Genomic DNA, 24,056 nt, shown 5'->3' on the forward strand with positions numbered 1-24,056 from the left:
TGGGGGCCGCCCCCGGCTGGGTTACCTGCCTCCGGTCAGGCGGTCCAGGGCGGCTTGAGCATCCCTAAGGGCCTGGTCCACGGTCTTCTGGCCGGTCATGACCGCCAGGAGGGCATCGTTGATGGGCCGCATCCAGTCGCCGCCAAAGGCTTGGAACTTAAAGGGGTAGACGTTGCCCCCTTGGGCAGTGGAGCCCTGGAAGACGATGCGGTTCAGTTCCGGTTCCTTCCCCGGGCGCTGGAAGTAGGGGTTGTTGGCCAGGGCCCGGCGGCTGGGGATGGCCAGACCCCGTTCCAGCACCCACTGCTGGGCCTCGGGGGAGGTCAGGGCCTTGAGGACCTTGGCCGCCGCCTGCTTGTTCTTGCTGGCGGCGTTCATGCTCCAGGATACGGTGTAGACAAAGTTCCCCCGCTTCTTGCTCACGGGGTCCAGGGGGAGGAAGGTGGTGCCGTAACGCATGTTGGGAGCCTTGTCCCGGAGGAAGCCGGCGATCCAGGCCCCCTCGAGGGCCGTGGCCGCCTTCTCCCCGCCGAAGCATCCCCCCGTCCAGCCTTCGCCTAGGTCCTGGGCGAACCTGGCCGCCCCCCGCTTGGGCAGGCCCGTGTACCACTCGAAGGCCCGGCGGAAGTTCTGGTCCAGCACCGTGCGCCCCTTTTCGTCGAAGGGCTTCCAGCCGGTGGCGAAGGCGAAGGCGCCAAAGCGGGCGAAGTCCGCCACCACGCACAGGCCTGCCACGTCCTTCAGCTTGCTCTGCACCTCCTTGAGCTTGGCCTCAAAGGTTTCCCAGGTGTCCTGTTGGTGGGGGTAGCGTACCCCGGCCTCGTCAAAGAGGTCCCGGTTGAACTGGAGGGCCAGGGTGTTGAAGTCCTTGGGGATCCCGTAAAGCTTGCCCTTGTAGGTGAAGGCCTGGATCAGGTTGGGCAGGAACTCCGCCACTTCCTGCCGGCTGAAATAGGCGTCCAGGGGTTCCACCCGGCCGGTGGCGAAGAGGCTTTCCGACCAGAAGATGTCCACGTAGAAGAGGTCAGGGGCGGTGCCGGCGGAAAGGGCATTGAACAGCCACTGGGTGTAGTCCCCTTCGATGGGTTCGTAAACCACCCGGATGCCTTCCCTGTCCAGCTTGGGTTGGACAACCTCCTTGAGGAGCCCGTTGACGATGGCGATGTCCGTGCCGCCCCAGCCCGAGATGCGCACCTGGGTCTGGGCCAGGGCCAGGCCCAAGAGCACGAGGATAGCCATCAGAAACCGCGCTTTCATGTTTACCTCCTTAGGGTGCAGTCCGCCTAAAGCCGAGGGGCCTACGGATTGGGTCGGGTTCCCACCCCCTTTCGCGCCGTGGTGCCTCGGGGGACAAGGTAAACGGGTACCCGTTTGCCAAAGGGTGGGCTGCCCTGCAATGCGGCCCGCAGGAGGGTTACCGCTTCCTGGGCTACGGTGGGGATGTCCTGGTGCACCGTGGTGAGCCGCTCCCCCAGCTCCGGCAGGTCGTCGTACCCCACCAGGCTGACCGCCTCGGGCACCTTCAGGCCCAGGTCCTCCAGGGCCGCCCAGGCCCCCAGGGCCATCTCGTCGGAGGCGGCGAAGAGGGCACTAAAGCGCAGGCCTCCCTCCCAGGCCCGCCGCACGGCCCGGTAGGCGGATAGGGCATCAAAATCCCCGTCCAATACCAGCTCCGAGCGGAAGGTAAGGCCGGCTTCCAAAAGGGCATTCTTGTAGCCCAAAAGCCGCTCCCTTCCCGCTTGGTGGTGGAGGTGGCCGGTGAGCAAGGCCACCTCCCGGTGCCCCAACTCCAGGAGGTGGCGCGTGGCCAGGTAACCGCCTTGGCGGTCGTCTGGGGCCACCCAGAAGACGCCGGGGTAGGTACCGATGAGGACGAAGGGCTTTCCTTGGGCTTTCAGCCCTTCTATCCGCGGATCGTGGTCGTGGGCCCCCAAGAGGATGTAGGCCAAAGCCTCCTCCCGGGGCAACCCCTGGGGGTCGGTGGATACCTCGGTCACGCGAAGCCCCTCGCGCCACAAGGCTTCGGAGAGGGCCTCGAGGAGGAGGGCGAAATAGGGCGTGTACCGCCTGACCCCTGGGGCGAAGAGGAGGCCTACCAGGGTGGACTTTCCCACCAGTTCCCGCGCGGCGGCGTTGGGCACGAAGCCCAAGGTTCGGACCGCCTCGAGCACCTTGGCCCGGGTGCCCGGGCTTACCCCCGGGCGGCCATTGAGCACCCGGCTCACGGTGCCGGTAGAAACGTTTGCTAACCGGGCGATTTCCTTTATGGTGGGCCGAGGTTTGCCTTGCATCGTAAACGCTTACATTAGCCTAAGCGCCTCCCCTTCCCCACGTCAAGCTCCCTCGGCAGAGCTTCGTCCGCAGCTCACAATTCCCTTTAGAGGTGGGGTCAGGATGGAATTATGGGAGTTTTTACCCAAGAGGAGGCCTTACGGGAAAGGGCCCTGGCCTTCCTGTCCCGCGCCACCGGACGGCGGAGCGCCCATACCGAAGACCTCTTTGCCCGCCGCCTCTACCTTTCCCCCGAGGCGGTGCGGGTGGTGAACTACCTCCGTCGTCGCCCCTTGGCGGTTTTCAACCCCGGGGCGGTGTTGCGGGATGGGGTGGTTCACCTTTTCCCCCGCTTGGTGTTTGAGTACTACAGCTACGCCTCGGCCATTGGCCACGTGGCTTTGCCCGTGGAGGACTTGCTCCGGGGGGCCATACCGGATCCGCTCCCGGTGGAGATCGTCCTCTACCCCACCGAGGGGTGGGAGGCCTCGAGGGGGTGTGAGGACGCCCGGGCCCATCCCTGGGGCGAGGGCTTCGCCCTGTTTTATACGGCGGTGGGCAAACTGGGGGAGGCGGCCCGCACCGACCACAAGGACGCCTTCTTCCCCGCCCTGGCCCTGGCGGAGCTGGGCCCGGATCTCCAGGTCCGGCGCAAGGGGGTGGTGTGGCTGGGTGCCGCGGAAGGGGCCTTTCTCCTGCCCACCAAGAACGCCACCTTCCTGGCTGGGGATGCCTTTCTCCTCAGGCCCAGCCTGTCGGGCGTGCCCGACCTGTGCTGGCGCGGCCGCTTGGACCGCCAGGCCCTGCGCGCGTACGACTTGGAACCTGTCCTGGCCCCCGAGGCCTTTGAGTTCAAGGTGGGCTGGTCCACCAACGCCCTTCCCCTGGGCGACGGTACTTATCTGGTGGCCTACCACGGGATCCTGCGCCAGGATCTCTCCTACCGCCACGGCTTTGCCCGCCTAAGCGGCGAGGGCAGGCTTTTGGCCCTTTCCTCCTACCTTCTCGCTCCCCGGGGGCTCCAGGAGTGCTATGGGGATCGCCCCCTTACCCTTTACGGCAACGGGCTTTTCCTCCATGGGGAGGAGCTTTGCTTCGTAGGCGGGGTGGGGGATTACGCCCTTGGGGTGTTTACCGCCCCCCTGGAGGAGGTGCTTCGCCGCTTGCACCCTGTGGAGGGAGGATGAACCCCCCTCTTCGCCTGGGTACGGAGGGCTTCCGGGGCGTGATTGCCCGGGAGTTCACGGTGGCTGCGGTGCACCGGCTGGCGGAGGCCTACGGGCGGCACCTGCTTTTCCGGGAAGGGGGCCGGGTGGCGGTGGGGCACGATACGCGGTTTATGGCCGGGCGGTTTGCCGAGGCCCTGGCGGGGCACCTTGCAGGCATGGGGCTGGAGGTGGTGTTTTTGGGGCAGGTGCCGACGCCGGTGCTTTCCTTCGGGGTGGTCCACCTGGGGGCGGTGGGTGGGGCCATGGTGACGGCCAGCCATAACCCACCGGAATACCTGGGGGTGAAGTTCAAGGACGCCAGCGGGGGACCTGTGGCCGCGGAGGAGGCCAAGGCCATTGAGGGCCTGGTGCCGGAGACGCCGGTGTACCGGGAGGGGAGGTACGCGAGGGCGGACCTGAGGGAGGCCTACCTGGGGGCCCTGGCGCGGCGGGTGGACCTGGAGGCCCTGGCCCGTTTTGGGGGAAACCTCTACCACGACGCCATGGGGGGGGCTGGGGCGGGGTACCTGGGGGGGTTTATGGAATGGACGGGGCTGGGGATCCCCGTGCGGGGCCTGAGGCAGGAGGGCCACCCGCTTTTTTACGGGGTGAACCCGGAGCCCATCCCCAAGAACCTGGCTCCTACCTTGGCGGCGCTTTCCGGGGAGAGGCCGCCCAGCTTCGGGGTGGTGACGGACGGGGATGGGGACCGGGTGGGAGTGGTGCTGCCCGGGGGCAGGTACTTCAACCCGCACCAGGTGCTTTTGGTTTTGGCCCGGTACCTGTGGGAAAAGGGAAGGCGGGGGCGGGTGGTGAAGAACTTTGCCACCACCTGGTTGCTGGAGCGGCTGGGGGCCCGGCTGGGCTTCGGGGTGACCACCACGCCCATTGGTTTCAAATGGATCAAGGAGGAGTTTTTGAAGGGGGGGTGTTTTCTTGGGGGGGAGGAGTCTGGTGGGGTTGGGTTGCCGGAGCACCTGCCGGAGCGGGACGGGATCCTGGCGGCACTTCTTTTGGCGGAGAGCGTGGGGGCGACGGGAAGAGCCCTGGAGGAGCAGTTTAGGGAGGTGGAGGGGTTGGCGGGGCTCTCCCACGCCTACGACCGGCTGGACCTGCCCTTACCCGAGGGGTTTGACCCCCTCAGGTTGCGGGAGCCCCGGTCCTTGGCGGGGCTATGGCCGGTGGGGCTGGAGGAGCTGGATGGGGTGAAGTGGGTGTATTCCGAGGGGTGGGTGCTCTTTCGGGCCTCGGGGACGGAGCCGGTGCTCAGGATCTACGCCGAGGCCACGGGTCCCGAGCTGGTCCAGGCCCTGTTGCGGGAGGCGCGGGAACTGCTCCTCAAAGGGTAAAAGGCCTGGGGACCCCGGGGTCCCCAGGCCCAGGTGCATCCCCTCAGAGGGAGCGCCGGAGCAGGTCCTCCCAGACCGGGTTCAGGGCCACGGTCCCGAGTTCCCTCACCGTGGCCTGCTTGGCCTCTTTCAGGGAGACCTGCCAGAGGCGCACCACCTTGGCGTTCAGGTCCAGGGTGACCGCATAGAGGTTTTCCTTGGCCCCCAGGTAGCGGGCGATGGCCGGGTCCTCCTGGGCCGCCCGGGCCACGAAGCCGGGGGCCCAGACCCGGAGGTGGAAGAAGATGGCCCCCTTGTACTCCGCCCGGGCCAGGGCCTGGAGGGTGTTGCGGGTGAGGGCGTAGTTCACCTCCGGGGTGGCCTGGCCGCCGAAGATGAGGGCCACGGCTTCCTCCCTTGGGGCAAGGGGCCCCACCTCTTCCGGGCTAGCGAAGGAGGTCACCGCCAGGCGCCGGCTGCCCTCGAGGTCCAGGTAAGCCGAGCCCAAGGCCCCCACCAGGGACCCGCAGATGGAGGTGTTGTTGGTGAGCACGTGGAGGCTCTTGAAGCCCAAGGGGCCGGCCATGGCCTGGCCGAAGGCCTTGCCGGTGTAGGACCTCAGGGCGTAGTGCTCCCCCAGGGTGAGGCCCTGGGCCAGGGCGGGAACCGTCCAGACCATCACCGAGGCCAATGCCGCCAGGATCGGCTTGCGCATGCTTCCACCTCCCCCCTAGGGAGGACGTTTGTCCCTAGGGTTATCTATACCTTACCAGGGCAGGGTATAGTTTCTGTCAAGTGGGCCACCTTGGCCCTCGAGGGCCACCGTCAGGTGGTCCTTGAGCGTCAGGGGGCCAAGGCCGTGCTTGGCCCGGAGGCGCTCCAGGAAAAAGAGGCGTTCCGCCCGCCTGGCCCCGTAGCTCTGGTTCCCCCCGTGCACCCGCACCCCTATCCCCCGCCCCTTGAGGTAGCGGAAGGGCAGCCCAGCCCGGTAGGCCCGCAGCCACAGGTCCCAGTCCCAGTAGTCCCCCATGGCCGGGTCCAGGCCACCCAGGTCCAGGAGGGCCTTCTTGGGCAAGGCCGTGCCCGAGACCAGGAGGCGGTTGTCCCATAGCAGCCACGCCCCCACCTCCCCGGGGAGGAAGGGTACCTCCTCCAGGCCCAGGAGGAGCACCCCTTCCCCGTAGACCAGGGCCGCCTCCCGGGAGAGGACCCGCCACACCCGGTAGAGGTAAGCGGGGTCCAGGAGGAAGTCGTCGTCGTCTAGGAAGAGGACCACCTCCCCCCGGGCCTGGGCCAGGGCGGCCAGGCGGGCCTCCACCTGGCCCTCTCCCGGGTTCCGCAGGGCCCGGAAGCGGGGGTCGGCCAGGGCTAGGGTGGCCTCCGCCCCTTCCCCCTCCCCGTCGTCCACCACCACGGCCTCAAACCAGGGAAAGGTCTGCCGCCCCAAAGAGGCCAGGGCCTCCTTGAGGAGGTGGGGCCTCCCCTTGGTGGGGATGAGGACGCTAATCATGGGCCAGGGCGGGCTGGAGCCGGGCCTCGTCCGTGAGGTCCAGGCGCAGGGGGGTGGCGGCCACGAAGCCGTGCTCCACCGCCCAGCGGTCCGTGCCCTCCTCCGCCTCCTTGAGGGGCCGGGCGGCGAACCAGTAGAGGGGCCGGCCCATGGGGTCCTCCCCCGGGACCACCACCCCCTCGTAGGCCCGCACCGACTGCCTGGTCCAGAGGAAGCCCTTGGGCCTTTGGGGCAGGTTCACGTTGATGAGGAAGGGCCTTTCCAGGCGGAGGAGGGTTTCCAGGGTGCGCACCAGCCAGGGCTTGAGGACCTCAAAGTCCGGGGTGGAGCCGTTCAGGGGCACGCTGAAGGCGGCGGCGGAGAGGCCGAAAAGCCGTCCCTGCTTGGCCGCGGCCACGGTGCCCGAGTGCCAGATCTCGTGCCCCAGGTTGCTCCCCAGGTTCACCCCGGAGAGGACCAGGTCCAAGGGGCCGAAGAGGTGGAGGCCCAGGGCCACGCAGTCCGCAGGGGTCCCGCGCACCCGGTAGGCGGGGAAGTGGGGTCCGGGTAGGGGGGCAGGGTGGGGGTAGGCCCGCACGGGGTGGGCGATGGTGATGGCGTGGCCCGTGGCGCTTTGCTCGGTGTCCGGGGCGGCCACGAAGACCTCGCCGAAGCGGCTGGCGGCCTCGGCCAGGGCCCAGAGGCCGGGGCTGTAGATGCCGTCGTCGTTGGTCACCAGGATCCGCATGGCCCCACCCTACCCCTCCCTCGTCAGGGAAGGGTCAAGGGGGACTTGACCGTTTTCTGACACTTGGGGGGGAGCCTGGCCCTATGGAAGCCCAATCCCTCCTGGATGAGGTGCGCCGCCTGCGCCAGGCGGTGGAGGCCGAGGCCCCCCGCTACCTGAGAGCCTGGGGCCTTTCCCCGCCCTTTGACCCGGCCCTCCACAACCTGGCCCGCTACCTGGCCTTGCGGCGGTGGGACCTGAGGCCCCTGCAGCGGGCCCTCATGCTCCATGGCCTTTCCTCCTTGGGCCGCCTGGAAAGCCGGGTGGCGGAGACCCTCGAGGCCCTGGAAAGGGCCTTGGCGGCCCTGGCGGGGGAGGGGTATGCCGGCCCCTTGGATCCCGGGCGGTTTTTCCAGGGGGAGGAAAGGCTTCGCGCCCGTACCCAAGCCCTTTTCGGCCCCCCTAGGGAGGGGCGGCTCACCCGGATCATGGCCACCCTGCCCGAGGGCGCCTGGGAGGTTTCCCTTTTGCGGGAGCTTGGGGAGGTGGGGATGGACGTGGTCCGCCTCAACCTGGGCAAGCTTCCGGAGGAGGCCTGGGAGGGGGCCCTGAGGAGGGTGCGGGCAGCCGGGGAGGCCCTGGGCCGCCCCCTGCCCCTGGTCTTGGACCTCGAGGGGCCCCGGGTGCGCATCCTCACCCGCTTTCCGGCACAGGTGCGCACCGGGGACCTGGTGGCCCTGGAGCTTTCCGGCCAGGCCCCAGAGCCCCTTCCCGCCTTTGCCCCCGACCGCCCCGGGCTTTTGCAACTGGAGGAGGGGGCCTTCCTCAGCCTGGACGAGGGCCGCCTCCTGGCCCAGGTGGAGGAGGCCACCCCCTATGGCTTCCTCCTTAGGGTGCGCCTGGCCCCGCCCAAGGGCTTCAAGCTGAAGCCGGGCAAGGCCCTCAACGCCCCCCTTACCCCCCAGGCCCCTTACCTGGGGGAGAAGGACCAAAGGGTGCTGGAGCTGGCCCAAAGGGAGGGGGCCTTGGTGGGCCTTTCCTTTGTCCGCCGCCCCGAGGACCTGAAGGCCCTGCCCCAGGACCTCCCCGGGGTGGTGCTGAAGCTGGAGAGCCGGGAAGGGGTGGAGAACCTCCCCGCCCTTCTGGCCACCTCCTGGGCCCGTTTCCCCACCGCGGCCATGATCGCCCGGGGGGACTTGGGGGTGGAACTTGGCCCCGAGCGGGCGGCGGAGATGGAGGAGGAGCTCCTTTGGCTTCTGGAGGCTGCCCATACCCCGGCGGTCTGGGCCACCCACGTCCTGGACCGCCTGGTCAAAAAGGGAAGCCCCAGCCGGGCCGAGCTGGCCGATGCCGTCATGGGCTCCCGGGCCGAGGTGGTCATGCTGAACCAAGGGCCCTTTCTCCGGGAAGGGGTGGCCCTTCTGGACGGGATCCTGCGCCGCATGGAGGCCCACCAGTACAAGAAGACCCCAAGGCTTCGCGCCCTGGGGTCCTGGCCCCTGCCTTAGGGCCTAGCGCTCGGCCACGCTGCGGTTATACCGCTCCAGGGCCTGGTCGGCCTTGGCCTTGGCCTCCCGCAGGGCCTCCCGGGCGGGCTTGCCCCGGAGGGTTTCCTCCCAGGCGGCCTGGACGTACTGGCGGATCTCAGGGAAGGAGCCCATGAGGCAGCCGGCGCTGGCCGTGTTCACCTTGCTGGTGAGGAACTGCTGGATGGCGGTGGTGTAGTTGGGCTGGCGCACGTGGCCCTGGCGCACGAAGGGGAGCTCCAGGGCCCCCTTGGCCACAGGCACGTACCCGGTGTTCAGGTGCCACCGCCCCTGGACCTCAGGCCGGAGCAGGTACTCCACGAAGCGCCAGGCGGCCTCGGTTTCCGCCTCGGGGAAGCCCTTCAGGATGTAAAGGGCGGCCCCACCCACGGCCACCCCGTTCCGCTCCTGGTGGAAGGGGTAGTAAGCGGTACGCAAGGGGAAGCGGCCCCCGATCTGCCGCAGGACCCCGGTGAGGCTGGCGGTGGAGTAGGCGGCGATGGCCGCCTGCCCCTGGGCGAAGAGGCTTTGCGAGTCGGCCCAGCCCCGGCCCGTGTTGGCCGCCACCCCCTCCCGCACCAGGCGGGCGTACATGTCCAGGAAGGCCACCGCGGCCTCGTTGTCAAAGGTGACGGCGGTGGCCCGGGCCTTGCGCCCGTTTTCGTTGTTGCAGAAGTACTCCCCGGAGTTGTAGGAGATCTGCTCCACAAACCAGGAGTCAATGGGGATGGAAAGCCCGTAGCGCACGGTTCGCCCTTGGGCGTCCTTCTTGGTGAGCTTGCGGGCGGCCTCCTCCAGGTCCTTGAGGCTCCAGGAAGGCTTGTAGGGCAGCCCCACCTCCTGGAAGGCGGCCCAGTTCAGGTAGAGGATGGGGTTAGAGGGGTTGAAGGGGAAGCCGAAGAGCTTCCCGTCAATGGTGTAGTAGTTGCGCGGCTGGGGGATGAAGCGGTCCATGTCAAAGCCGTAGCGCCGGGCCAGGTCCTCCAGGGGGACCACCGCCCGGGAGTCGGCCATGATGCGGGCCCCGATGTCGTAGACCTGGATCACGTGGGGGTAGCCCCGCCCGGCGCGCAGGGCCGCCAGGAGCTTGTTGATGCCATCGTCGTAGCTGCCCACATACTGGCTTTTCACCTGGATGCGGTCTTGGCTTTGGTTGAACTCCTTCACCAGGGCTTCCGTGGCCTCCCCCAGCACCCCGCCCATGGAGTGCCAGAACTCAATGGTCACCTTCTGGGCCTGGGCGGAGCCCAAGAGGAGAAGGCCGGCTAGGGCTGCTTTGGCTGCCAAAAGCTTTACCCATAGGCGCATACGCCACCTCCTATCCCTTCAGCCCGCCCATGGCGATGCCCCGCACGAAGGCCCGCTGGGCGAGCAGGAAGGCCAACAGGGTAGGCAAGAGGACCAGGATGGCCCCGGCGGCCACCACGTTCCACCGGGCCACCTCCTCGTTGAGGATGAAGTTCACCGCGATCTGGGCGGTCGTGTAAGGATTTATGTGTAAGGGTCCGTGTTTAATAGGGGGGCACACCTTAGCACGAGGAGGTGCCCCGTGGACCAGGATACCTTGCGGATCTTGCTGAGGGAAGCGGTGCGGGAGACAGTAGCCGAGGTTCTGCAGACGGTTCTGGAGCTGGACCGGACGGCCTTCTTGCAGGTGCACGGAGGCCGCAGGAACGGCTACTACCCCCGCAAGCTGGAGACCACCTTCGGCCAGGTGGACCTGAAGGTCCCTAGGGATCGGGAATCTCGGTATTACCCGGCTTTCCTTAAGCCCTACGTCCGCCGCCTGGTGGACGTGGGGGAAGTGGCGGTAGCCCTTTACGCCGCCGGGGTCAGTCAGCGCAAGGCGGCCGAGATACTGAGCCTGCTCTTAGGCCACCGCTACTCCCACGAGACCCTGAGCGCCCTGACGGACGAGGTCCTGGAGGCGGCAGGAGCCTTCCGCACCCGGCCTTTGCCCGAGGAGATGGCCTTCGTCTACCTGGACGGGCTTTCCCTAAAGGTCTTCAGGGAAGGAGAAGGGATCGTACGGGAAAGCGTGTATGTGGCCCTGGGCATCGCCCCTAATGGGGAGAGGCGGGTCCTGGGGTTTTGGCTGTTGCCCACGGAGAGCGCCCTGGGATGGGAGGGGGTCCTGGGGGAGCTTTGGCAGCGGGGCCTGCGGCGGGTATTGCTCTTCATCACCGACGGGCTGCCCGGGCTTCCTGAAGCGATCCGCAGGGTCTACCCTCAGGCGGAATGGCAGCGGTGCGTGGTGCACGGGGTGCGGTGGAGCCTGTCCCAGGTGCGGGCGCGGGACCGGGGCCTGCTGGCGGAGGACCTGAGGCGGGTGTACGGGGCGGAGAGCCGGGAAGAAGCTCTTGGGGCCTTGGAGGAGGTGAAGGCCGCCTGGGGTTCGCGGTACCCGGGGGTGGTGGGGCTTTGGGTACAGGATTCGGGGGCCTTCCTGCGGTTCTACGGGTACCCCAAGGTGCTTTGGCCGTACCTGCGGAGCACCAACCTGATGGAGCGGTTTATCCGGGAAGTGCGGCGGGGGACGAAGGTGCGGGACCACAAGTTTCCTAAGGAAGAGGCGGTGTACAAGCTTCTTTACCTGGAGTCGGAGAGGCAGGAAGGGAGGTGGGCAGAACGGAAACTAAAGGGGTTCTCGGAGGTGAAGGAGGTGCTGGAGAAGATGCTTCAGGAGCGGTATGCCCCCCGTACACAGACTCTTACACATAACTCTTGACACGACCATCTGGGCGGTCTGCATTTCCCGGCTTTTGGTCACCACCAGGGGCCAGAGGTACATGTTCCAGGTGCCGATGAAGGTGAGGGCCGCTAGGGCCCCTAAGGCGGGGGCGGAGAGGGGCAGGGCCACGTGGCGGAGGATCTGGGCGTGGTTGGCCCCGTCTATGCGGGCCGCGTCAAAGTAGTCCTCGGGGAGGGTTTTCAGGTACTGCCGCAGGAGGAAGACCCCTAGGGGGCTGGCCAGGAAGGGCACGGCCAGGGCCAGGTAGGAGTCCAGCCAGCCCAGCCGGTCCACCAGGAGGTAAAGGGGCAGGAAGGTCACCTCCCCCGGCACCAGGAGGAGGGCCACGGCCAGGCCAAAGAGGACCTCCCGCCCCCGGAAGCGGAGCCGGGTGAGGGCGTAGGCGGCGAGGAGGCTGGTGAGGAGGACCCCCAGGGTGACGGCGGTGGAGACCAGGAGGCTGTTGAGGAGGAAGCGGCCCAGGGGGAACTCCGTGAGGGCCTCCGCGTAGGCCTCGAGGCTCACCCTGGGGGGAAGGAGCCCGGGGGCGTACAGGTCGGCCTCGGAGCGCAGGCTGGCGGAGAGAAGGGTGAGGAGGGGCAGGACCAGGAGGAAGGCGTACACCGAGGCCAAGAGGTAGGTGGGGAGGAGGCGCCGCAGCCTACGCATAGTGCACCCGCCTCCCCAGGAGCCAGAACTGGAGCCCCGCCAGCCCCAGGAGGACCAGGAAGAGGAGGAGGGCCTCGGCGGCGGCTAGGGGCACCTGGAAGTTGAAGAAGGCGTCCTGGTAGACCCGGTAGATCCAGACCATGGAGCCTTCCGCCGGCCCCCCTCGGGTGAGGAGGTGGATGGGCCCAAAGGCGGTAAGGCTCTTGAGGACCACCAGGAGGCCCACCAGGAAGAGGGTGGGGGAGAGGAGGGGAAGGATCACCCGCCAAAACCGGGTCCAGGGGCCGGCCCCGTCCACGGTGGCCGCCTCCAGGACCTCCTCGGGGATGCTCTGCAGCCCGGCCGTGAGGAGGATGGCCGTGAACCCTACCCCGGCCCAGGCGGTGACCACGGCCAGGGTGGGGAGGGCAAGCCCGGGGTCGGTGAGCCAGGGCTGGGGGGGAAGCCCTAGGGCGGATAGGGCCCGGTTGGCCCAGCCCCCCACGGGGTGGAGGAACCACCCCCAGGCCACCGCGGCCACCGCCGTGGGCACCGCGGTGGTGAGGAAGAAGAGGGTGCGGAAAAGGGCTACCCCCGGATAGGTCCGGTAGACCAAGAGGGCGGCCAAAAGCCCCAGGAGGAGCTCCAAGGGGGCCACGATCAAGGCGAACTTCAGGGTGAGCCCCACGCTCTTCCAAAACTCCGGGCGGGAGAGGACCTCCAGGTAGTTCCCCAGGCCCACCCACGTCCGTCCCCGGCCAAAGAGGTCCTCCCGGTGTAGCGAAAGCCAGAGGGCCTCGAGGACCGGCAGGACCATGAAGAGGAGAAAGAGGCCGTAGGCGGGAAGAAGGAAGGGAAAAGCCTCCCAAGCGGGGCGCCCCAGGCGCTCCAGGGGCCGGGAAAGGACCCGTTCCATACCCGGGCCCAGGTTACCTGGGGCCTGTCAGGTTGCCGTCAGCCCCGCTCCGCCTTCAGGGCCAGGGAAGGCAGGGCCATGAGGACGGGCCGGCCCCCAGGGCCGGCCAGAAGGGTGAACTCCACCCCGTAGGCCTGCCCCAAGGGCTCGGGCCGGAGAACCTCCTTGGCCTCCCCCAGGGCCAGGGGCTTCCCCTCCTTGAGGAGGAGGACCCGGTCGGCGAAGAGGGCGGCCAGGTTGAGATCGTGGAGCACGGCCACCACCGACCTCCCCTCCCGGGTGAGGCGGTGGAAGAGGCCGAGGAGCTCCAGGGCGTGCCGGGGGTCCAGGTGGTTGGTGGGCTCGTCCAGGAGGAAGACCTCCCCCTCCTGGGCCAGGAGCCGGGCGGCCTCCACCCGCATGGCCTCCCCTCCCGAGAGGGTGGCGAAGAGGCGGTCGGCCAAGGGCCAGGCCTGGGCCGCTTGCAGGGCCTGGGCCGTCTTCTCGTGGTCCAGGGGGGTTTCCCGGCCCCCCAGGTGGGGCAGGCGGCCCAGGAAGGCCACCTCGTAGGCGGTGAAGGGGAAGGTCATCTCCCGGGTCTGGGAGAGGACGGCCCGCAGGCGGGCCAGCTCCTTGGGGCGGTAGAGGGCTAGGGGCCTCCCCTTGAGCCGCACCTCCCCCATAGAAGGGGAAACCTCCCCCGCCAGCAGGCGGAGGAGGGTGGACTTGCCGCTTCCGTTGGGCCCCAGGACCGCCCAGAACTCCCCCGGCCCCACCTCCAGGTCCACCCCCTTTAGGAGCCAGCGCTCCCCCACCCGCAAACCCAGTCCTCGGGCCTCAAGCACGGTACACCTCCCGCTTGTAGCGCAGAACCAGGTAGAGGAAGAAAGGCCCGCCCAGCAGGGCCGTGAGCACCCCCACGGGGATCTCCGCCGGGGCCGCCAGGGTGCGGGCGAGGAGGTCGGCCACCACGGCCAGGCCGGCCCCCAAAAGGGCAGCCCCCGGAAGCAGGTAGCGGTGGTCCGGCCCCGCCAGGAGGCGGAAGAGGTGGGGGGCCAGGAGCCCTAAGAACCCGATCCCTCCGGCCAGGGCCACCGCCACCCCCACCGCCAAGGCCGAGCCCGCCACCAGGCGGCGCTTCAGGGCCTCGAGGTCCACCCCCAGGTGGAAAGCTTCCCGCTCCCCCAGGACCAAGGCGTTGAGCCCCCGGGCGGTGGGCAGGAGGAGGCCTAGGGCCAGGAGGGCCAGGGGCAGGCTGCCCAGGAGGAAGGGCCAGGTGAGGGCGGCAAACCCCCCCAGGGTCCAGAAGGTAAGGCTCCGCAGTTCCTGCTCGCTGGCCAAAAAGGTAAGAAGGCCCACAAAAGCCCCCACCAGGGCGTTCAGGGCAATGCCGGAAAGCAGGAGAACCGCCACCTGCACCCCCAAGGGGGTCTGGGCCAGGCGCCAGAGGAGCTGGGTGGCGAGAAGCCCCCCCAAGAAGGCGAAGAGGGGAAGGGCGTACCCCTCCAGGGCCCCCAGGGGCGGGGCCAGGACGATGAAGAGGGCCGCCCCCAGGGCCGCCCCCGAGGAGACCCCGATGAGGCCTGGGTCCACCAAGGGGTTGCGGAAAAGCCCCTGCAAAGCCCCGCCCGCCAGGGCCAGGAGGGCGCCCACCAGGGCGGCCCCCAGGACCCGGGGCAGGCGCAGGCCGACCAGCACCTGGTACTCCAGACCCTCCCCCCGGAAGAGGAGGGCGGGGATCTGCAGCGGGGGTATGGCGTAGCTGCCCAGGGCCACTCCCAGGAGGAGGGCGAGCAGGAGGAAAAGGGCCAGGCCCAGGAGGCTAAGGCGGTACCGCCTGGCCCGGGAAGCGGGGAGAGCGGCTTGGTGACCCACGCCTTACTGGGCTATCTCCACGTACCCTTCGCGGAGGTAGGCCGCACGGAACAGGTCCAGGGCCGCCCGGCCCATGCGCGGGCCGATGTTGCCCAGGTAGTTCTCCTCCATGACCACCACCCGGCGGCGCTGGCCCGCGGGGGTCTGGGCTAGGCCCGGCAGGCGCAGCAGGCCCTCCAAGCCCCCCACCGTCTCCACGGTCTTCTTGGTGGTCACCAGGAGGTCAGGCCGGGCGGCCACCACGGCCTCGGGGTTCATGGGCTGGCACCCCCGCACCCCCTTGAGGGCGTTTTGCACCCCCGCGAGCTCCATCACCGCCACGAAGATGCTCCCTTCCCCGCAGATGAAGGCCACCTGGGGCGCGGGCAGGTAGACCACCAGGCCCCGGACCTTACCCTTGGGGGCCTGCTGGGCCTGGTAGGACTTTAGGGCGAGAAGCTCCCGCTCCAGGGAGCGGACCAGGGCCTCCCCCGTTTCCTGCCGCCCCACCGCCTGGGCCAGGAGGCGGATCCGCCGCTTGGCCCCCTCCACCGTGGGCTCTATGGAAACCACCACCACGGGCACCCCTGCCCCCCGGACCTGGTCCAGCACCTGGGCGGGCCGGGTGTCCTCCCGGGCCACCACCAAGGTGGGGCGCAGGGCCAGGATGGCCTCGGCGGAGTACTGGCCGGGCAGGCCCACGCTGGGGCGGCTCATGACCTCCTTGGGGTACTCGCTGGTGCCATCCCGGCCCACGATCCGGTCCCCCACCCCTAGGGCGAAGAGGATCTCCGTGTTCACCCCGCCCAGGGAGACGATGCGCTCGGTGGAGCGGATCTCCACGCTCCTGCCGGTGGCGTCCGTCACCCGGAAGGGCTGGGCGTAGCCGAGGGCCGCAAGACCGATAAGCCACAGGCTGATCCAGCGGGGTAAAGCGACCATATCCGCCCGCTAGCATACCCCATGGCCCCGGGGCGGGTCTTGGGGGGGGACTACGGTCGCCCTACCCCAATCCCCCGAAGGAGTTCCAGGGAGGGGCGGGGGTCCTCCCTCACCTCCAGCACCAGGGGATGGTCCAGGTAGGGGCCAAGCCAGCGGGGGTGGTCCAGCACCCCCCGGCCCAGGTTCCAATGGCGGTCGTAGGTCCCGTCCGTATCGTTCAGGTGCAGGTGCTCGGGTTCCAGGGCCAGCCAGGGCCCTGGCTCGGGGGTTTGGCTGAAAACCCGGGCGTGGGCGGCGTCAAAGCAGAAGCCCACCCCTTCCGGGTAGGCCTCCAGGACCGGGGCCAGGGCCATGGGGTGGGGCTCGTGGGTGTTCTCCAGCAGGAGGCGCACCCCCAGGGCCAAGGCCCGGCGCACCAGGGGCCTAAGGGCTTCCACCAGGCGCCCAGCCCGGGCCTCGGCTTCCTCCGGGGTGCGGCCATGGGGGATGCCAGAGTGGAAGACCGCCCGGTCGGCCCCCATCTCGGCTGCCCGTTCCAGGGCGAAGAGGAGCCGCCTTAGGGAGAGGGCCCGCACCTCGGGATCGGGAGAGAGGAGGTCCAGGTTCCAGAAGGGGAGGTGGACGGAGGGGGGGCGGGATAGGGCTTGGGCCAGGTCCTGGAACACCACCTCCTCCTCCAGGAGGGCGGGGTCCAGGTAGACCTCGAGGCCCACCCCCAGCGCCTCCAGCTCACGCAGCCGGGCCTTGGCCTCGGCCAGGCTCAGGGCAAGGCGAAGGTCCATGCCCCCACCCTAGGGGGCCTTGGTCAGAGGAGGGTTACGCCTACTGGGCGCTTTCCAGGTCGGGCCTGAGGCGGACAGCCTCCCGCAGGTAGACATGCCGCACCTCCTCCTGGGGTCTGTCCGTGTTCCAAAGGGCCAGGACCCGGATCACCCGGGGCAGGCTTCCCGGCACGGGCACCTCCCGGGCGGAAAGGAGGGGCACCCGGTGCATGCCGATCTGCCGGGCGGCCTCGGCGGGAAAGGCCGAGGAGAGGTCCTCGGTAACGGTGAAGATGATGGCCGCCAGCTCCTGATGGCTTCGGATGCCGTTGGCTTCCAGCATCTTGAGGAGGAGCTCCCGGGTGGCCTGGTGGATGGCCTCCGGCGTGTCCTCCTCCACGGTGATGGCCCCACGGATGCCCCGGACCATAGTTAGGCTCCATGCTAAGGGGCTTCGCAGACCAGGGCAAGGCGGGTAGACTCCCCCCTATGAGGCTGATGGCGGTCTTCGCCCATCCCGACGACGAGATCGGGGCGGCGGGCACCTTGGCCCTGCACGCCCGGCGAGGGGACGAGGTGATGCTGGTCTGGATGACCCGGGGGGAGCTGGCCAGCCAGTTTGGCGCGGCCCCCGAGGAGGAGGTGGCCCGGGTGCGGGAGGGGCATGGGGCCCACGTGGCCGGCCTCATCGGCGCCGCCTACCGCTTCCTCCCCTTCGCGGACACCGGGCTCACGGGGGGGCGGGAGGAGGCCTTGGCCCTGGCCCGGCTCATGGCCGAGTTCCGCCCGCAGGCCGTGATCACCTGGGATCCCCTGGACGTCCACCCCGACCACCGGGCCACCCACCAGGCGGTGCTTTCTGCCCTGAAGCTCTGCCGCATCCCCAAGCTGGTGGGGGAGGCCCACCGGGCCCCCATCCGCCTTTACCATTACCCCCGCAAGGACCTTGCCCGCCCCTGGGTTTACGTGGACACCACCCCTACCCAGGAGGTGGCGGAGGCGGTCTTTTCCTTTTACCAGGCCTTTTACCGCTGGCCCTTTACCCTGGAGGAGTTTCGCGCCCGGCGTCGGCTTCTGGGCCGGGAAGCAGGGGTTCGCTTTGCGGAGGCCTTTCAGACGGAGTCTCCACCGGCCCTTCCCGCTCTTTTCTAAGCCCCTCCTCCGGGTCGTGGGCCGGGGTGAGGGCGTAGGCCAGGAGGACCGCCGGCAGGACCAGGGGCAAGGCGGCATACCCGCCCCATTCCGCCGCCAGCACCGTGGCGGCGAAGGGGGCCCGGGCGGTGGCGGCCAGGAGGGCCGCGCCCCCCGCCAGGGCCGCGGCCTCCGGGGTGAGGGTCCAGGGGCCCCCGGGGGAGAGCTTGGCCAGCCAAGCCCCCAAAAGCCCCCCCAGGACCAGGGCCGGGGTAAAGGGCCCCCCGTAGGCCCTCACCCCCAGGGCCAGGACCAGGAGGGCCATCTTGGCCAGGAGGAGGGCCAGGGCGGCCCCCGGGGCCAGGAGGGGGGTGGTGGCCACCCCCACCCAGCCGAGCCCCGTTCCTAGGGCTTCGGGGAGGAGGAGGAGGGCCAAGGCCAGGGCCAGCCCCAAGAGGGCGTGCCGCCAGGGGAAGGCCAGGGGCTGGAGCCAGCCCCTCACCAGGCGGCTCCCTTCCAGCCAGAGGGAGCTTAGGCCCGCCGCCAAAAGGCCCAAGAGAAGGCCCGAGGGGATGGCCTCGAGGCCCACGGCCACGGGAAAGGGCAGGAGGGGGGTGTAGCCGTAAAGGGCGCCGTAAACGGCAAACCCCGAAAGGGCCCCGATGAGGGCCGGGGTTAGGGCCCGGACCTCCAAGAGGAGGCCCCGGTAGAGGATCTCCGTGGCCAGGAGGGCCCCCGCCACCGGGGCGTGCAGGCTGGCCGCAAGACCCGCGGCCAGGCCGGCGAAGGCCAGGCCTCCCCCCAGGCGGGGGAAGCGGCGGTCCAGGGCGCTTCCCAGCCACAGGCCGAGGACGCCAAAGGGGCCTTCCCGGCCCATGGGGGAGTAGAGGGATAGCTGGAGGGTGCCCCCCAGCACGGCCCGGGGGTAGGCCAGGTGGGGCGGAGGTTCCCCTTCCCGGGCGTGCCGCAGGAGGGCCGCCAGACCCCGCCCCGTGCCCAAAAAGCTGGTGAGGGCGAACAGAAAGGGCAAGGCCAGGGCCAGGGCCCACGGGCGGGGGCCCGTAAAGGCCTGGGCCAGCCCCCCTTCCCCGGGGGGCTCGGGGACCAGGTAGCCGAAAAGGAGGCCCAGGGTTTGCGTAAGCCTCTGCAGAAGGGCGTTGAGCAGGGCCACCAGCAGCCCAGCCAGGGCGCCGGTGAAGGCGCTATAGAGGATCAGGGGCCCGGTGCGGCGCACCTCCTCGTCCCAAAAGGGCGGGAGGATCAGGGGGGAGGTGCGGCCCGGGGGGCGCATCAGAGGGAGTGTACCAAAGCGGCAGGGGTACCCCGGGTGAGCCGGGGCGCAGGCAGGCCCAAGGCCCGGTACCCCCCCCGGGTGAGGGCCCGCACCAGGAGGCGGGGGTCCACCTTCCCCCACAGGAAGCGGGCCTCCTCCTTCACGTCCAGGTCAGGGCTGCTGGCCCGGGAGTCCGTGCCCAGGGCCAGCTCCACCCCGTGCCGGGCGTAGAGGGGGATGGGGGCCTCCCCCACCTCGAGGCCCCGGTTGGAGCGGGGGCAGAGGACCACCTTGGTGCCGGTCTCCGCCAGAAGCCCCACCTCCTCCTCGTCCACCTGTACCCCGTGGACCAGGAGGGTGGTGGGGCCCAAGACCCCTAGGGCGTGGAGGTGGCGTACCGGGGTGAGGCCCGGGGGGTCCCAAGGCGTGGAGCTGAAGCGCTGGTGCAAGGCCGCCAGGGGCCCTGTGCCCCGGAGGAGGAAGTCCACCTCCTCCCGGCTTTCCCCGGCGTGGACCATAAGGGGGATGCCCTCGGCCCTGGCGTACTGGGCCAGGCGCCCGAGGAGGGGGGGGCTTACCGAGTAGGGCGCGTGGGGCGAGAGGCCCACCCGCACCTTTCCTTCCCGCTTCCGCCAGGCCTCCACCTTGGCCTTCACCTTTTGGAAGACCTCTTCCGCCTCCAGGGGATCGGGGGCGAAGACCTCGTAGAAGGCCACCCCGGGGAGGGGGCTTTCGGCGAGGAGGAAGTCCATGACCTCGTCCTTGAAGACGATGTCGGCAAAGGCCCCCACCCCGGAGGCCACCAAGGCCCTAAGGCCCTCCCTGGCCCCCTCCAGGCCGCGAAGCCCCCGGTGGGCCACCACGTGGGGGAGGAAGCCGGCGAAGGGGCCTTGGTAGCGGGGGAGGAGGGAGAGGTCCAGGTGGGTGTGGGCGTTGACCGGGGGCGGGAAGAGGGCCTTTCCCCTTTCCACCACCTCCGCGTGGGGGAAGCGGGCCCGGAGTTCCTCCAGGCTCCCCTGGCCCACCACGAACCCCCCCTGGACGGCTATCCCCCCCCGGAGCATGGGGGTGCCGAAGCCCGTGTAGACCACCTGGGCGGTCCAGATCTCAGTCCTTAGCCAGGACATAGCGGTTGGGGTTCCGGGCCAAGTCCACCGCCCGGTACCCCTGGGCGAAGTAGTGGCCCAGAACCAGGCGGCTGTGTTCCCGCCAGCGGAGGGCCAGGGCCGGATCCTCCCGCAGGATCCTCCCCCAGTCCTCGGGGATCTGGAAGAGGAGGCGGGGGGCCTCTAGGTCCAGGCGGGCCTCCACGGGCGCCTCCCCCTCCACCCGGTTGGCCTGGGGCAGGCTTAGGACCTCTGGGGGTGGGGGCGGGGCGTAGAGGCGGGCGTAGACCCTTTCGGCCAGGAGGTCCCACTCGGCCAGGAGGCGGTCCGAAGGGGCCCCGGCGTTGATCCCCGTCATGGGGCCGTAGTGGTCGGGCAGGTAGGTGCGGGCGGTGGCCCCCAGCTTCCGCAGGTTGAAGTTGGCGTTGGCCCCCCGCAGGGGGTCAAAGGTCCAGACCACCTTGCGGATCCCCCGGGCCAGGCACCAGTCCCGCTGGAAGCGCTTGAGGAGCAGCGCGGCCCCCGTGCCCCGGTAGGCCTCGAGGACCCCCAGCATGTGGGAGTGTTGCAGGGTGGGGTCCCGGGTGGGGAAGCCGAAGACGAAGCCCACCGGCCTTTCCCCCGCGAAGGCCCCCGCCACCAGCCCTCCCTGGTCCTGGACGGCGATGAGCAGGCCCCTGGGCACCAGGTCCCGCTCCTCCCGCCCCCAGACCTCCCGCTGGAGGTCCACCACCCACTCCATCTCCTCAGGGCCCCTCAGCTCGCGGACATGTACCTCTGCCATAGAGTGAGGCGTTCCACCAGGGGTAGCTTCAGGTGCACCCCAATCCCCGGGCCCTCGGGCACGGGCATGAGGCCTTCTTGGGCCGAGAGGTCCTCCTCCACGATGTCCTCCTCCCAGTAGCGCCGGGCCGAGCTCACGTCCCCGGGCTTGGTGAAGCCGGGAAGGGTGGCCAGGTGCAGGTTGTGGGCCCGGCCCACCCCTGCCTCCAGCATCCCCCCCATCCAGAGGGGGATGCCGGCGCTCTCCGCCAGGGCGTGGACCTTGAGGCTTGGCCCGTGCCCCCCCATGCGGGCGGGCTTGACGTTGAAGACCCGCCCCGCCCCCAGCTCTATGGCCTTTCGGGCCTTTTCCGGGGAGGTGAGGCTTTCGTCCAGGCAGATGGGGGTGGAAAGCTCCCGGGCCAGCTTGGCGTGGTCCAGCAGGTCCTCGTGGCCTAGGGGTTGTTCCAGGTAGTCCAGCCCCAGCTCGTCCAGGCGCTTTAGCCTTGGGGCGTCGGCCAGCCGGTAGGCGCTGTTGGCGTCGGCGGTGAGGGTGGCCTCGGGGAAGGCCTGGCGCACGGCCTTCAGGACCTCGTAGTCCCAGCCGGGCTTGATCTTGAGCTTGATGCGCCGGTACCCCTCCTCCAGGTGCTTCTCCACCGCCTTCAGGGTCTCGGCCACCGAGGGCTGGATCCCCAGGGAAACCCCCACCTCTACCCGGTTCCGCACCCCGCCCAGCACCTGCCAAAGGGGCTTCGCGAGGCCCTTAGCCCAGAGGTCAAAGAAGGCCATCTCCAGCACCGCCTTGGCCATGGGGTTGCCGCGGAAGGGGGAAAGGGCCTGGGCGAGGGCCTCGGGGTTGGGCAGGTCCTGGCCCAGGACCCGGGGCAGGAAGACCTCCTCCAGGAGGTATCGGGCGCTGGCCACCGTCTCCTCCCGGTAGAGGGGGAGGCGCTCCATCACCCCCTCCCCCAGGCCCTCGAGGCCCTCCCCAAAGAGCCTTAGGAGGAGGATGGTCCTTCGGGTCTGCACCCCGAAGCTGGTTTCAAAGCGAAACCTGAGGGGCAACTCCAGGATGCGCAGCTCCGCCGCCTCTATCCGCATGGTTCCAGCACCTCCTTGCCCACGTAGGGCACCAGGGCCTCGGGCACCCGGACCCGGCCATCCTCCAGCTGGTGGTTTTCCAGGAGCATGACCAGGATGCGCGGGGTGGCCAGGGCGGTGTTGTTCAGGGTGTAGGCGTAGCGCACCTGTCCGTCCCGGTCGCGGTAGCGCAGGTCGGCCCGCCGGGCCTGCCAGTCCAGGAGGGCGGAGCAGGAGTGGGTTTCCCGGTAGCGCCCTTCCGAGGGCACCCAGACCTCCAGGTCCACCTGCCGCCACTTGCCCGGGCCCATGTCCCCCGTGGAAACCTCCAGGAGGCGGTAGGGAAGTTCCAGAAGCCTTAGGATCTCCTCGGCGTTGGCCAAAAGCTCGGCGAAGGCCTGGTCGGAGGCTTCCAGGCTCGCCTCGGTGAGCACGTACTGCTCCACCTTGTGGAACTGGTGCACCCGCATGAGGCCCCGCACATCCTTGCCGAAGCTTCCCGCCTCGGAGCGGAAGGCGGGGGCGTAGCCGGCGTAACGCTTGGGGAGCTCTTCCGCCTTCAGGATCTCCCCGGAGTGCAGGGCGTTGAGCACCACCTCGGCGGTGCCCGTGAGGTAGAGGTCCGTGCCCGCGATGGGCCAGACCTGGTCCCGGGCGGCGGGGAAGTGGCCGGTGCCCACGAAGGCCGCCTCCCGGGCGTAGGAGGGAAGGGTAAAGGGGATGAAACCCTTGTTCACCATGAAGTCCATGGCGAAGCGGAGGAGGGCCAGCTCATAGAGGGCCAGATCCCCCCTTAGGGCGTAGGAGCGGCTTCCCGAAACCCGGCTAATCCGGGGCTCCCACCAGCCGTTTTTCTCCATCAGGGCCACGTGGTCCAGGGGGGGGAAGGGGAATTCCCTGGGGTTTCCCACCCGGCGGATCTCCACATTGGCCGTGTCGTCCGGCCCCACGGGGCTTTGGGGCCAGGGGGGAAGGGGAACCTGGAGGAGGAGGGCGGTGAGCTGGGCTTCCTTCTCCTTGAGGACCTCCTCCACCCCCTTGGCCTCCTCGGCCAGGGCCTTGCCCCGGGCCACCAGCTGGGGCCTGGCTTCGGGGGAAGCCTGGGGCACCTCCTTGGCGACGCGGTTGCGCTCGGTCTGGATCTCCTGTAGGCGCGCCTTCAGCCCTTGCACCTCCTGGTCCAAGGCCAGGAGCTCGTCCAGGTCCAGGGCCACCCCCTTGAGGCGGATGGCCTGGCGGAAGACCTCGGGTTCCCTGCGGATGCGCTTGAGGTCTACCATCTTCACTCCAACACCGGGGGCACGCGGAAGAAGCCTTCCTCCCGGTCTGGGGCCAGGGCCAGGGCCTCTTCCTGGGACAGGGAGGGGCGGGGCTCGTCCTCCCGCAGGCGGCCCCTGGCCTCCTCCTCCCCGGTTTCCTCCAGCTGGGGAAGGGCGTCCACGAACTCCAGGATGCGCTTGAGGTCGGCGAGGAGGAGGGCCTCTTCCTCGGGCGAGAGGCGGATTTTGGCCAAGCCCTCCAGCTTGCGCAAAAGCTCGGGGGAAAGCTCCATGCCAGGCATTTTACCCCGCCCTCAGGAAAGCCACGCGGCCAGCCACCAGACCAAGGGGGCGAGGAGGAGGGCCGGCAGGAAGGAGGCCACGCGGATGCGGCCTAGCCCCAGCAGGTTGATCCCCACCCCCAGGACCATGAGCCCCCCCACCCCGGTCACCAGGAGGACCCGGGGGTCGGTGGCCGGCTCGGGGAGGAGTTGGGCCAGGAAGCCGGCCAGGAGGGCCACCCCTCCCTGGTAGAGGAGGATGACCAGGACGCTGAAGCCCACCCCGATCCCAAAGGAGCTGGTGAGGGCGATGGCGGAAAGCCCGTCCAGGGTGGCCTTGAGGAGGAGAAGGCTGGCGTCCCCGGTGAGGCCGTTTTGCATGGAGCCCAGGAGGGTCATGGGGCCCACGCAGAAGAGGAGGCTTGCGGCCACGAAGCCCTCGGTGAAGCTCCCTCCCCCCCGTACCGCCTGCTTGATCCGCTCCCCCAGGCCTTCCAAGGCCTCCTCAATTCGCCCCCATTCTCCCAGGAGCCCCCCCAGGACCAGGGCCACGAGCCCCAGGACCACCCCGTCCACCGCCCCTCCCTTGGCCTTGCCCAGGGCGCCGGCCATGGAAAAGCCGATGAAGAGGGTGGTGAGCCCCACCCCTTGGACCAGGATGCGGGCCATGGCCTCGGGGAGCCTTCCCCTTAGGGCCAGGCCCAGCCCCGTGCCCAGGACCACGGTGAGGGCGTTGGCCAGGGTTCCCGAAAGTTTGTCCAAAAGGGAGAGCTCCATGCCG

General features: G+C 69.4%; 26 protein-coding genes. 5 read left to right on the forward strand and 21 right to left on the reverse strand.

Features of this window, described 5'->3' with window-relative positions; all coding sequences use genetic code 11:
- Positions 1-21 precede the first annotated feature (21 nt).
- Both TCCBUS3UF1_RS05605 and TCCBUS3UF1_RS05610 read right to left on the reverse strand, forming a co-directional pair.
- Positions 22-1,257 carry an ABC transporter substrate-binding protein gene (locus tag TCCBUS3UF1_RS05605; protein WP_014515543.1) on the reverse strand — a complete coding sequence of 412 codons (1,236 nt, stop codon included), beginning with the start codon at positions 1,255-1,257 and terminating at the stop codon, positions 22-24.
- Positions 1,258-1,298: 41 nt separating this feature from the next.
- Positions 1,299-2,291, reverse strand: a complete 993-nt coding sequence (locus TCCBUS3UF1_RS05610) for a LacI family DNA-binding transcriptional regulator (protein ID WP_014515544.1) — start codon at positions 2,289-2,291, stop codon at positions 1,299-1,301.
- 111 nt (positions 2,292-2,402) lie between these two features.
- Here TCCBUS3UF1_RS05610 and TCCBUS3UF1_RS05615 point away from each other — a divergent pair, with 111 nt between their 5' ends.
- Both TCCBUS3UF1_RS05615 and TCCBUS3UF1_RS05620 read left to right on the forward strand, forming a co-directional pair.
- Entirely contained in the window at positions 2,403-3,458 is a 1,056-nt protein-coding gene (locus TCCBUS3UF1_RS05615) for a hypothetical protein (RefSeq protein WP_014515545.1), read from the forward strand.
- Entirely contained in the window at positions 3,455-4,828 is a 1,374-nt protein-coding gene (locus tag TCCBUS3UF1_RS05620) for a phosphoglucomutase (protein ID WP_014515546.1), read from the forward strand. Before TCCBUS3UF1_RS05615 ends, TCCBUS3UF1_RS05620 begins: the two co-directional genes overlap by 4 nt.
- A gap of 43 nt (positions 4,829-4,871) precedes the next feature.
- Here TCCBUS3UF1_RS05620 and TCCBUS3UF1_RS05625 read toward each other — a convergent pair whose 3' ends face one another.
- Genes TCCBUS3UF1_RS05625 through surE form a run of 3 tightly spaced genes read right to left on the reverse strand, consistent with a single transcriptional unit; the run spans position 4,872 to position 7,044 of the window.
- On the reverse strand, positions 4,872-5,522 hold the full coding sequence (locus tag TCCBUS3UF1_RS05625) for a hypothetical protein (protein ID WP_014515547.1): 651 nt from the start codon (positions 5,520-5,522) through the stop codon (positions 4,872-4,874).
- Positions 5,523-5,573: 51 nt separating this feature from the next.
- Positions 5,574-6,317, reverse strand: coding sequence for a glycosyltransferase family 2 protein (locus tag TCCBUS3UF1_RS05630; RefSeq protein WP_014515548.1), 744 nt, complete (start codon positions 6,315-6,317; stop codon positions 5,574-5,576).
- Complete coding sequence (surE, locus tag TCCBUS3UF1_RS05635) at positions 6,310-7,044, reverse strand: 5'/3'-nucleotidase SurE (RefSeq protein WP_014515549.1); 735 nt, start codon at positions 7,042-7,044, stop codon at positions 6,310-6,312. The genes TCCBUS3UF1_RS05630 and surE overlap by 8 nt, the downstream gene beginning before the upstream one ends.
- 83 nt (positions 7,045-7,127) lie before the next feature.
- On the opposite strand from surE, the gene TCCBUS3UF1_RS05640 reads away from it, so the two are divergent.
- Positions 7,128-8,531, forward strand: a complete 1,404-nt coding sequence (locus tag TCCBUS3UF1_RS05640) for a pyruvate kinase (RefSeq protein ID WP_014515550.1) — start codon at positions 7,128-7,130, stop codon at positions 8,529-8,531.
- 3 nt (positions 8,532-8,534) lie between these two features.
- Here the strand turns inward: TCCBUS3UF1_RS05640 and TCCBUS3UF1_RS05645 are convergent, their stop codons facing one another.
- Positions 8,535-9,857 (reverse strand): ABC transporter substrate-binding protein, encoded by a 1,323-nt coding sequence (locus tag TCCBUS3UF1_RS05645; RefSeq protein ID WP_014515551.1) that lies wholly within the window; start codon positions 9,855-9,857, stop codon positions 8,535-8,537.
- 10 nt (positions 9,858-9,867) lie between these two features.
- Positions 9,868-10,014 (reverse strand): binding-protein-dependent transport system inner membrane component, encoded by a 147-nt coding sequence (locus TCCBUS3UF1_RS11600; RefSeq protein WP_014515552.1) that lies wholly within the window; start codon positions 10,012-10,014, stop codon positions 9,868-9,870.
- A gap of 42 nt (positions 10,015-10,056) precedes the next feature.
- On the opposite strand from TCCBUS3UF1_RS11600, the gene TCCBUS3UF1_RS05650 reads away from it, so the two are divergent.
- On the forward strand, positions 10,057-11,277 hold the full coding sequence (locus TCCBUS3UF1_RS05650) for an IS256-like element ISTth4 family transposase (RefSeq protein WP_014514494.1): 1,221 nt from the start codon (positions 10,057-10,059) through the stop codon (positions 11,275-11,277).
- Here TCCBUS3UF1_RS05650 and TCCBUS3UF1_RS05655 read toward each other — a convergent pair.
- Genes TCCBUS3UF1_RS05655 through aroH form a run of 7 tightly spaced genes read right to left on the reverse strand, consistent with a single transcriptional unit; the run spans position 11,185 to position 16,810 of the window.
- Positions 11,185-11,949, reverse strand: a complete 765-nt coding sequence (locus tag TCCBUS3UF1_RS05655) for a carbohydrate ABC transporter permease (RefSeq protein WP_081477227.1) — start codon at positions 11,947-11,949, stop codon at positions 11,185-11,187. The genes TCCBUS3UF1_RS05650 and TCCBUS3UF1_RS05655 overlap by 93 nt on opposite strands.
- Positions 11,942-12,844, reverse strand: a complete 903-nt coding sequence (locus TCCBUS3UF1_RS05660) for a carbohydrate ABC transporter permease (RefSeq protein ID WP_014515553.1) — start codon at positions 12,842-12,844, stop codon at positions 11,942-11,944. The genes TCCBUS3UF1_RS05655 and TCCBUS3UF1_RS05660 overlap by 8 nt, the downstream gene beginning before the upstream one ends.
- 38 nt (positions 12,845-12,882) lie before the next feature.
- Positions 12,883-13,668, reverse strand: coding sequence for an ABC transporter ATP-binding protein (locus TCCBUS3UF1_RS05665; protein WP_014515554.1), 786 nt, complete (start codon positions 13,666-13,668; stop codon positions 12,883-12,885).
- Entirely contained in the window at positions 13,661-14,698 is a 1,038-nt protein-coding gene (locus TCCBUS3UF1_RS05670) for an iron ABC transporter permease (protein WP_014515555.1), read from the reverse strand. The genes TCCBUS3UF1_RS05665 and TCCBUS3UF1_RS05670 overlap by 8 nt, the downstream gene beginning before the upstream one ends.
- Positions 14,699-14,701: 3 nt before the next feature.
- On the reverse strand, positions 14,702-15,619 hold the full coding sequence (locus TCCBUS3UF1_RS05675; protein ID WP_014515556.1) for a hemin ABC transporter substrate-binding protein: 918 nt from the start codon (positions 15,617-15,619) through the stop codon (positions 14,702-14,704).
- A 50-nt stretch (positions 15,620-15,669) separates the two neighbouring features.
- Complete coding sequence (locus TCCBUS3UF1_RS05680; RefSeq protein ID WP_014515557.1) at positions 15,670-16,401, reverse strand: sugar phosphate isomerase/epimerase; 732 nt, start codon at positions 16,399-16,401, stop codon at positions 15,670-15,672.
- Positions 16,402-16,441: 40 nt separating this feature from the next.
- Complete coding sequence (gene aroH, locus TCCBUS3UF1_RS05685) at positions 16,442-16,810, reverse strand: chorismate mutase (protein ID WP_014515558.1); 369 nt, start codon at positions 16,808-16,810, stop codon at positions 16,442-16,444.
- 68 nt (positions 16,811-16,878) lie between these two features.
- On the opposite strand from aroH, the gene TCCBUS3UF1_RS05690 reads away from it, so the two are divergent.
- On the forward strand, positions 16,879-17,532 hold the full coding sequence (locus TCCBUS3UF1_RS05690) for a PIG-L deacetylase family protein (protein ID WP_041433784.1): 654 nt from the start codon (positions 16,879-16,881) through the stop codon (positions 17,530-17,532).
- Here TCCBUS3UF1_RS05690 and TCCBUS3UF1_RS05695 read toward each other — a convergent pair.
- From TCCBUS3UF1_RS05695 to TCCBUS3UF1_RS05725, 7 genes are read right to left on the reverse strand one after another with little or no spacing between them, the layout of a single operon-like run.
- Entirely contained in the window at positions 17,420-18,802 is a 1,383-nt protein-coding gene (locus TCCBUS3UF1_RS05695) for a chloride channel protein (protein ID WP_014515559.1), read from the reverse strand. The two genes, TCCBUS3UF1_RS05690 and TCCBUS3UF1_RS05695, sit on opposite strands and share 113 nt — an antisense overlap.
- A complete protein-coding gene (locus TCCBUS3UF1_RS05700; RefSeq protein WP_014515560.1) occupies positions 18,802-19,911 on the reverse strand; it encodes an amidohydrolase family protein in 1,110 nt (369 codons plus the stop codon). Before TCCBUS3UF1_RS05700 ends, TCCBUS3UF1_RS05695 begins: the two co-directional genes overlap by 1 nt.
- Complete coding sequence (locus TCCBUS3UF1_RS05705; protein WP_014515561.1) at positions 19,892-20,674, reverse strand: GNAT family N-acetyltransferase; 783 nt, start codon at positions 20,672-20,674, stop codon at positions 19,892-19,894. The genes TCCBUS3UF1_RS05700 and TCCBUS3UF1_RS05705 overlap by 20 nt, the downstream gene beginning before the upstream one ends.
- Positions 20,647-21,756 carry an o-succinylbenzoate synthase gene (gene menC, locus TCCBUS3UF1_RS05710; RefSeq protein WP_014515562.1) on the reverse strand — a complete coding sequence of 370 codons (1,110 nt, stop codon included), beginning with the start codon at positions 21,754-21,756 and terminating at the stop codon, positions 20,647-20,649. Before menC ends, TCCBUS3UF1_RS05705 begins: the two co-directional genes overlap by 28 nt.
- The gene (gene serS, locus TCCBUS3UF1_RS05715; RefSeq protein WP_041433785.1) at positions 21,747-23,015 is read right to left on the reverse strand and encodes a serine--tRNA ligase; all 1,269 of its coding nucleotides are present in this window, start codon (positions 23,013-23,015) and stop codon (positions 21,747-21,749) included. The genes menC and serS overlap by 10 nt, the downstream gene beginning before the upstream one ends.
- Before the next feature lie 2 nt (positions 23,016-23,017).
- Positions 23,018-23,287 carry an Asp-tRNA(Asn)/Glu-tRNA(Gln) amidotransferase subunit GatC gene (gene gatC, locus TCCBUS3UF1_RS05720; RefSeq protein WP_196793705.1) on the reverse strand — a complete coding sequence of 90 codons (270 nt, stop codon included), beginning with the start codon at positions 23,285-23,287 and terminating at the stop codon, positions 23,018-23,020.
- Positions 23,288-23,308: 21 nt separating this feature from the next.
- Positions 23,309-24,052, reverse strand: coding sequence for a DUF554 domain-containing protein (locus TCCBUS3UF1_RS05725; protein ID WP_014515565.1), 744 nt, complete (start codon positions 24,050-24,052; stop codon positions 23,309-23,311).
- Positions 24,053-24,056 lie beyond the last annotated feature (4 nt).

The organism is Thermus sp. CCB_US3_UF1, from assembly GCF_000236585.1.
In the GTDB taxonomy this organism is placed as follows: Bacteria; Deinococcota; Deinococci; order Deinococcales; family Thermaceae; genus Thermus.

What these genes read in the sequence shown, in the direction of transcription:
- TCCBUS3UF1_RS05620 (WP_014515546.1), top strand. Translation starts at nt 3,455, where the DNA reads ATGAACCCCCCTCTTCGCCTGGGTACGGAGGGCTTCCGGGGCGTGATT.
- TCCBUS3UF1_RS05695 (WP_014515559.1), bottom strand. Translation starts at nt 18,802, where the DNA reads ATGCGCCCCCCGGGCCGCACCTCCCCCCTGATCCTCCCGCCCTTTTGG.
- menC (WP_014515562.1), bottom strand. Translation starts at nt 21,756, where the DNA reads ATGCGGATAGAGGCGGCGGAGCTGCGCATCCTGGAGTTGCCCCTCAGG.
- TCCBUS3UF1_RS05675 (WP_014515556.1), bottom strand. Translation starts at nt 15,619, where the DNA reads ATGGTCGCTTTACCCCGCTGGATCAGCCTGTGGCTTATCGGTCTTGCG.
- TCCBUS3UF1_RS05660 (WP_014515553.1), bottom strand. Translation starts at nt 12,844, where the DNA reads ATGGAACGGGTCCTTTCCCGGCCCCTGGAGCGCCTGGGGCGCCCCGCT.
- TCCBUS3UF1_RS05610 (WP_014515544.1), bottom strand. Translation starts at nt 2,291, where the DNA reads ATGCAAGGCAAACCTCGGCCCACCATAAAGGAAATCGCCCGGTTAGCA.
- TCCBUS3UF1_RS05705 (WP_014515561.1), bottom strand. Translation starts at nt 20,674, where the DNA reads ATGGCAGAGGTACATGTCCGCGAGCTGAGGGGCCCTGAGGAGATGGAG.
- TCCBUS3UF1_RS05700 (WP_014515560.1), bottom strand. Translation starts at nt 19,911, where the DNA reads ATGTCCTGGCTAAGGACTGAGATCTGGACCGCCCAGGTGGTCTACACG.
- TCCBUS3UF1_RS05655 (WP_081477227.1), bottom strand. Translation starts at nt 11,949, where the DNA reads ATGCGTAGGCTGCGGCGCCTCCTCCCCACCTACCTCTTGGCCTCGGTG.
- aroH (WP_014515558.1), bottom strand. Translation starts at nt 16,810, where the DNA reads ATGGTCCGGGGCATCCGTGGGGCCATCACCGTGGAGGAGGACACGCCG.
- TCCBUS3UF1_RS05725 (WP_014515565.1), bottom strand. Translation starts at nt 24,052, where the DNA reads ATGGAGCTCTCCCTTTTGGACAAACTTTCGGGAACCCTGGCCAACGCC.
- TCCBUS3UF1_RS05615 (WP_014515545.1), top strand. Translation starts at nt 2,403, where the DNA reads ATGGGAGTTTTTACCCAAGAGGAGGCCTTACGGGAAAGGGCCCTGGCC.
- serS (WP_041433785.1), bottom strand. Translation starts at nt 23,015, where the DNA reads ATGGTAGACCTCAAGCGCATCCGCAGGGAACCCGAGGTCTTCCGCCAG.
- TCCBUS3UF1_RS05645 (WP_014515551.1), bottom strand. Translation starts at nt 9,857, where the DNA reads ATGCGCCTATGGGTAAAGCTTTTGGCAGCCAAAGCAGCCCTAGCCGGC.
- TCCBUS3UF1_RS05680 (WP_014515557.1), bottom strand. Translation starts at nt 16,401, where the DNA reads ATGGACCTTCGCCTTGCCCTGAGCCTGGCCGAGGCCAAGGCCCGGCTG.
- TCCBUS3UF1_RS05690 (WP_041433784.1), top strand. Translation starts at nt 16,879, where the DNA reads ATGGCGGTCTTCGCCCATCCCGACGACGAGATCGGGGCGGCGGGCACC.
- TCCBUS3UF1_RS05630 (WP_014515548.1), bottom strand. Translation starts at nt 6,317, where the DNA reads ATGATTAGCGTCCTCATCCCCACCAAGGGGAGGCCCCACCTCCTCAAG.
- TCCBUS3UF1_RS05640 (WP_014515550.1), top strand. Translation starts at nt 7,128, where the DNA reads ATGGAAGCCCAATCCCTCCTGGATGAGGTGCGCCGCCTGCGCCAGGCG.
- gatC (WP_196793705.1), bottom strand. Translation starts at nt 23,287, where the DNA reads ATGGAGCTTTCCCCCGAGCTTTTGCGCAAGCTGGAGGGCTTGGCCAAA.
- TCCBUS3UF1_RS05605 (WP_014515543.1), bottom strand. Translation starts at nt 1,257, where the DNA reads ATGAAAGCGCGGTTTCTGATGGCTATCCTCGTGCTCTTGGGCCTGGCC.
- surE (WP_014515549.1), bottom strand. Translation starts at nt 7,044, where the DNA reads ATGCGGATCCTGGTGACCAACGACGACGGCATCTACAGCCCCGGCCTC.
- TCCBUS3UF1_RS05625 (WP_014515547.1), bottom strand. Translation starts at nt 5,522, where the DNA reads ATGCGCAAGCCGATCCTGGCGGCATTGGCCTCGGTGATGGTCTGGACG.